Annotated in this window: 5 protein-coding genes; 2 read left to right on the top strand and 3 right to left on the bottom strand. The window is 35.6% G+C overall.

The window, feature by feature from the left end; all coding sequences use genetic code 11:
• Window positions 1-359: 359 nt before the first annotated feature.
• Both ASJ81_RS07950 and ASJ81_RS07945 read left to right on the top strand, forming a co-directional pair.
• Window positions 360-1,361, top strand: a complete 1,002-nt coding sequence (locus tag ASJ81_RS07950) for a phosphate uptake regulator PhoU (RefSeq protein WP_095644015.1) — start codon at window positions 360-362, stop codon at window positions 1,359-1,361.
• Window positions 1,362-2,903: 1,542 nt separating this feature from the next.
• Complete coding sequence (locus ASJ81_RS07945) at window positions 2,904-3,557, top strand: HAD family hydrolase (RefSeq protein ID WP_095644014.1); 654 nt, start codon at window positions 2,904-2,906, stop codon at window positions 3,555-3,557.
• Window positions 3,558-3,684: 127 nt separating this feature from the next.
• Here ASJ81_RS07945 and ASJ81_RS07940 read toward each other — a convergent pair whose 3' ends face one another.
• The 3 genes from ASJ81_RS07940 to ASJ81_RS24415 form a co-directional block, all read right to left on the bottom strand.
• On the bottom strand, window positions 3,685-4,608 hold the full coding sequence (locus ASJ81_RS07940; RefSeq protein WP_095644013.1) for a phosphotransferase: 924 nt from the start codon (window positions 4,606-4,608) through the stop codon (window positions 3,685-3,687).
• Window positions 4,609-4,938: 330 nt separating this feature from the next.
• Window positions 4,939-6,087: a pentapeptide repeat-containing protein gene (locus ASJ81_RS07935; RefSeq protein ID WP_095644012.1), complete on the bottom strand. Its 1,149-nt coding sequence runs from the start codon at window positions 6,085-6,087 to the stop codon at window positions 4,939-4,941.
• 417 nt (window positions 6,088-6,504) lie between these two features.
• Window positions 6,505-6,680, bottom strand: a 176-nt coding sequence (locus ASJ81_RS24415; RefSeq protein ID WP_338037418.1) for a PstS family phosphate ABC transporter substrate-binding protein, incomplete at its 5' end; no start/stop codon positions are given.

Below are 6,680 nucleotides of genomic sequence, written 5' to 3'. Positions count from 1 at the left end.
TATAGAGTTTTCTCTAGAGGAGAAAAAGAGAAAGTTGTTGATAGTATAATATAATTATATATCTAAAGTTAGATAAATATGAGGTCCAGTGTTTGAAAAGTACTCACTCCTTCCTCTTAATCTCAACTTAATGATAAACGTAATCATAAAATCACTCGATTTTCTATAACTAAATCATTTTCAGGGAAAAAGAATTAAGGAGAAAACTCCTTATTTCAGTAGAACACTCTGATGCTTGCAGCAATACGTCAGCGAAACTTTTATTCTTTTTTAGTATCTTACTTATAAGAAAACCTTTATGATTACAATTGTCCATACAAATTTTTAAAGTTCATTCACCACCCCAGGGGGATCATTCTATTACTAAGGATCAACGAAAAGTTCAGTTTACCGGGAACTCTACCTATATTGTTTCTCTCCCCATAAAATGGATTCATGATACAGGGATTGAAGTCGGAGACGCGCTTACCCTTACACCCATGCCTAACAAAACCTTGCATATCTCTTACAGTGCAGTCTCAACGGAACGTTCTGATCTTAAGGCTATGATAGAATATAGTCACTTAGACAGTGCAGAAAATAACTTCAGAATTCTTATCTCTAATTATCTTGCAGGTTATAACATTATAAAACTGACTTCCGTGAAAGGTTTCAGTGCTCATGACCGCAAGTTTATCAAGGACTCGGTACGTCAGAAATTGATAGGGCTTGAACTTATAGAAGAATCACGGACAGAGCTGGTCTTTCAATGCCTTCTTAATTACAGTGATCTATTCCTTAGAAGAGTAATTAAAAACATGTATGGTCTTGTACGTTCCATGCTTGAAGATTCTATGAAAGCTCTTAGAGATTACAATGTGGGAATTGCTGAAGATGTTATCCAGAGAGATGATGATGTAGACCGTTTCTATTTTCTTTCTGTCCGCCAACTTAACGCTGCAATTGAAGATATCGAACTCTCTGACACAATAGGAATCCGACATCCGCAAGAATGCCTGGAGTACAGACTGATTACGAAAATAATTGAGAGAATAGGAGATCATGCAGTCAAAATAGCTGTAAATACCCAGAGAATTGATTCTGCAGTTAACCCTGATAATTCGATTTTTAAGATGGCTGAACTTGCCATTAACGTGTTCAAGAGTTCGATTGATTCTATAGCGCAAGAAGACTTGCAGACGATTAATCAAACTGTTGAGGAAGCCAAAAATATTTCTCAGTTTGGAGTTTCTCTGGAGTCCCGGAAGTTGGGAAATACAGGTAACGTTGAAATTAGTATGATTCTGGAGAGTCTCCGGAGAATAGCCGAATATAGTGGCGATATCGCAGAAGCTTCAATGAACATGAATGTAAAGACCTAAATCTTAGGTGCTTAACTTATAATGGGAGATGTAATCTTTAATTCGTAAAATCTATTAATTTGTATTTTTTTAATTTGTTATTCTATTCTTTTTTCCGATTATTGCTCTGAAATATCTCCTTTCTCCTCTAAGAGGGTAATTCTTATAGCTTCTATTTGATAGAACTAAGCGGTTTAACTGAGAAACCAATAGCATTACTGTCAACTGTCTAAAATCCCAAGTTGTTCATAAAGCCAAGTGTGCTTGAGCTTTGTACCTCAGGTGCGTGATTTATGGCAAGAAAAACTCACTTTAAAACTAATTAGTTTACTTTATTACTATATTGAATATATCCAAAAAATATATAATAAATCTATTCTATTTACGACTTAGGAGGTTTCCAGTACCTTCACCCAGATCTCTATGGGCTGTGGGAATCTCTTCCCCTGCAGCTCACAAATTTAATAAGGACAATAACTGAAGGAAATCCACTTCAGTAGCATATTTGAAAATACTATGATTTTGTAGTATTACCTGAATTATTAGATTTCTACTGGTTCTTAAATCCCTTATTTAGATTCTATTCAGATTCTATTCAGATAAATATCAGTTTTCTATGGAGGTTTATTTATAAAAAGTTTAAAAGTTTGTCCAGAGTGTCATTCAATACTTAAAATGAGTCAAGGCAGTGAAACTCAATACTGTCCTGTATGTAGATACTGGACAAAGATAGGTACTGCAAGGCTTGATTCAATCATGATTTACGAATGAGAAGTCCGCATTGAGAGAGTCAGTTTTTCTACGTTTTGTAGTGAATATAAAACAAGTTTAAACGCAGGTTTACTATGTTTTGTATTTACTACAAAACAAGTTTAAGCAAGGTTTGATAGTGGTAAATTATGCTTTACAGTAGGCGTAAAAGAAAATAAGACAAAGTCAACCTGGATCTTGAGTTAAAAATTTGATGGTCATTGGTCAGTTACTGCAAATTCAAGTAGAAAGCTTACTCTCAAATCCAGGCAAAAAAGGTGGATTTACTTATCTTTGTTAGACTTAAACAACAATTCATAGACATAACCAGTATAGTTTCGTTTTAAAAAATATGTCAGATTGACATTCACTTAAATCGTTTTAAACCTTTCTTGCTTGTCTCAATTTTCGCTGAAATTTCCAAACCTGGAACTTGCATAAGTAAAATCGAATATTAGCTTCTTTATGAAACTCGCAAACTCAAATAAAGTCCAATAGAAATTCCTTAACCCTGGTGAACGCCTGAGAGACAGGCTCTGAATATCTGTATTTCATTATTGGGCTTTTTTATTGATCTGGTTTCATTATATAATAAAACCAGTAGAACAAATTAAATCCCTACCATTTCTACTTTTTAGGTTGCGAGTTAACAAAAGTGTACTATATAGGAATAAAAAACTATATATGAATAATTGTACATAATAGAGGTATTTCCAAAATATCTATATGCTTAAAGGATAATATTGAGATTAATCAAATATACCATAGAAAACCAAAATTCACAATAAAGTCTAAACTAAAAGGAGAATCCCTATGCTCCAAAACGGAAAAATTAAAGGCTTAATCTTTGACTGCTACAAAACCCTCATTGACATCAAAACTGACGAAAAAAGTCGAGAGACAAATGAGAGGGTAAGCAGGTGGCTGCTTTATCAGGGAGTGCGGATAGAACCCGACAGGCTCAGAGAAGAATACAGGTGGAAAATCATAGGCAAACTAGGCAATTCAGGCCAACAGCACCCGGATATCCGTATAGAAGATATTTTCGCTGAAATTTGTGCCGAAAACGCCTTTAAAGAAATTGATCCTTATTGGCTTGGAATTGAGACCGCAAAAGTTTTCAGAACTGCGTCTATAAGAAAACTTGAAGCCTATCCTCAGAGCCTGCGTTTGCTTGACAAATACAGAGATATCCCGAAGTGCATTGTTTCCAATGCTCAGAGAGTTTTTACGGAACAGGAACTGCGCTTTCTTGGTCTGTATGATCGCTTTAATTTTACAATCATGTCTTCGGACCACTGTATAAAAAAGCCTGACACCCGGCTCTTTAAGATGGCTCTTGATGGCCTCAGGCTTGAGCCATGGGAAGTTCTCTCTATCGGCGACACGCCAGAAAACGATATTTATCCGCCTAAAAGTCTCGGAATGAATGCAATGCACATCCGGGATGCCTGGAGATATGCATAATCACACTCATGATAATATTTCAAAAATCAAATGTCAGTAAATCTCTTAATTACGTGTGCCTTTAATTCAAACAGAATTGGACATCCAGAGACAGTTCAATAAGGATACCAAGAGCCTGTATATGCTCTCATATTTTTTCTATTGCTTCCAGACAGTTCTTTGCTTCTCTCAGAGGGTAATCCCTGTAGCTCGTATCAGACTTAAACATTGCAATTCTCAGCAAGCCATAAGCCATATAGAACGGAATAACTTTAGTTATTTTGTGGAATTCCTTTTCATTTTTGCTGTAACGCTTCAGAAAATGGCGGATATAAGGCTCTGCATCCTGGCTCGATCCCTTTCGCGCAAAATAGTATTTAAGCTCAGCACAAAGTATCCCTAGATCACATGCGAAATGTCCATGTCGGGCTGCGAGGTCGAAGTCCAGTAAAAATGATTTTCCTTTATGGAACACAAAGTTTACAGGAGTAGAATCGTTATGAATCATACAGCCATTTTTTGTGTCCAAGAGGGAACTGTGCCACCATTTTCCAAGCAAACGCTTATATTCTTTTTTCATACGCCGGTTAATTTTGAGGTGATTTAAAACATAATGGAATTTTGAAAATTCATTTTCTTTATCATAATATGTCTTAGTATTTTCGTGAAGCTTTCTAAGTATATCCGCTATAAGTTCTAACTTTTCTTTTAGCTCTTTCCTGTGCTTGAAGTACCAGAACAAAGTTTTTCCAGGTACATACTTACTGACCATAACGCAATTAAAATCTTTATTTATCGCAATAGGTTCCGGGACATCAATTATTTTTCTGGCTTTCTTAAGGTCCTCATATTCTTTCTTCATCAAACTGTAACTATCATATTTTTTGATCATTCCCGTTGGTATTGCAAAAAACTTGGCTATAATAGAGAATTTTTCATCCTTGAATTCATACTTACAGATCCTGTGCGATGCATGGCTGAGTTTAAAAACTCGAACTTCACAATTCTTGTTATGTATTCTATCTCCAAGCACCTCTACAAGCCAGTCCCTAAAAGTATTACCTGGCTTCACTGTCCGGATGTATTCAAAAGAAGCTATAAACCCCCCTCCTTCATACTTGAGTTTCTGTAGATTTTAATCAATGAGTATCCATTAATTGTTTACATCTTGAAAAACACTGAAAAAAGTAAAATTTGTCAAAGATATCAGGTTTGAATCCTTGTCAATTATCTCTAATTTAATTTCTGCTTTTTATTACTTTCTTACTATTAATCGTACGAAACTGTATAAAAAACTACGTGACATTTGAAGTATAAAAGGTATACAGTATCAAGAAAGAACCTTCCCGGTTGTTAATGTTCATATTGTAAGGATCGTAGTAGGTCACAATACTTTTTATAATTATTTATCTGGTTTTTCAAAGAGGGCAGGATACTTCTCTTTTAGTTTTATGAAAAGATTTTCATCTAATTTTGCATTGTAAAGGGTTTTTACATTCGAAAGCTGGTCAACTAATAAATGCTGAGCCCCTTCTAGATTTGCATCCTTAAATTTAGCTCCTTGAAGATTAGCTTTTCTGAAGTTAACTCTTTGCAGGTCAGCTCCATTAAAATTAGCCTCTCTGAGGTTAGCTCTTTGAAGGTTAGCACCCTCAAGTTTAGCTTTTATAAGGTTAGCGCCATCGAGGTTAGCACCTTTAAGATTAGCTTTTTGAAGTTTGGCTCTTATAAGTTTAGCTCTTTTTAGGTTGGCTCCTTGAAGGATAGCTTCTTTAAGTTTTGCCTCTTCCAGGCTAGTTTCCTCTAAATTAGCCTTTCTAAGATTAGCTCCTTTGAGTTTGGCCTTTTCAAAGTTGGATTTTACAAGATGAGCCCCTTGAAGATTAGCTTTTCTGAAATCAGTTCTTTGAAGATTAGCTTCTTGAAGATTAGCTCCTTGAAGGCTAGCTCTCTGCAGGTTAGCCTCTTCAAGGTCAGCTCCTTGCAGGTCAGCTTCCTGAAGGTTAGCTTTCTCAAGATCAGCTCTTTTAAGGCTAGCCTCTTTAAGGTTAGTTCCTTGAAGATTAGCTTTTTCAAGGTCAGTTCCTTGCAGGTCAGCTCCTTGCAGGTCAGCTCCTTGAAGATTAGCCTCTTGAAGATCAGCTTCACAAAATATAGCCCCTTGAACTTTAGCCCTTTCAAAGTTTGCTTCTACAAGGTCTGTTCTTTGGAGGTTAGCTTCTTGAAGGTTAACCTCCTTAAGGTCGGCCCCTTGAAGGTTAGCTCCTTGAAGGTTAGCTTCTTGAAGGTTAGCTCCTTGAAGGTCAGCCCCACAAAGTGTTGCCATCTGAAGTTTAGCTCCTTGCAGATTAGCCTCTTGAAAATTAACTCCTTGGAGTTTAGTTGCTTGGAGATTAGCCTTTTCAAGGTTAGCTCCTTTAAAGTTAGCTCCTTGGAGGTTAGAGCCTATAAAGTTTGCCTTTTCAAGATTAGTCTCTGTAAAGTCGGCTCCTTCAAGCTCAGCCTTTATAAAATTAGCTCCTTGAAGATCTTTTTCTTCTTTATTGTCCATTTTCAACCACTCAGATATAAACTTAAATAAACATTGTTATCTTACAATTAATTTTATTTGGGTTAAATGAACGCAGTTACTATTATTTACTAATATTAAATGACTTTAATATGCTCAGATAGTATTTTATGCTTCTCTTGGTTCAGTTTCTAAAACAAACATAAACTCTTCGAATTTGAGACGAAATTCAACGCTGCTAAAACCTGAAAAAAAGCTATATTTATATCTAAAGACAGTTATTAAATCTAAATATAAGTAAGGTTTACTATCAAGATTTTACTTAGTAGTCTATCTGGTAAATAACCGATATCTTATGGTCATCAATAACAAGATGCGTTAAAAATATATCTTAAAAGATGCAGGGGAAGAGAAGCCTGCAGCCTTATAGATAATTAAAGCTAAAATTTCATATAAATTTTACTTCTTTAACGGAATGTACCCAACAGTACTTACAATTTTTTGTCCTTTTTCACTTGCGACAAAATCAGTGAATTCTTTTATCAGGTCTGAGGGCTCCCCATTGGTATAGAAGTAAAGGGATCTTGAAAGCGGGTATGAGCCATTAAGTATACTTTCTTCAGTTGGAGCTACAG

Source organism: Methanosarcina spelaei (assembly GCF_002287235.1).
Lineage (GTDB): Archaea > Halobacteriota > Methanosarcinia > Methanosarcinales > Methanosarcinaceae > Methanosarcina > Methanosarcina spelaei.
Note: the sequence above shows the minus strand (reverse complement) of the source record. Positions and strands in the feature narration are given on the sequence as shown.

Excerpts from the sequence above, each read along its gene's own strand:
- ASJ81_RS07935 (WP_095644012.1), bottom strand. The coding sequence starts at position 6,087 with ATGGACAATAAAGAAGAAAAAGATCTTCAAGGAGCTAATTTTATAAAG.
- ASJ81_RS07945 (WP_095644014.1), top strand. The coding sequence starts at position 2,904 with ATGCTCCAAAACGGAAAAATTAAAGGCTTAATCTTTGACTGCTACAAA.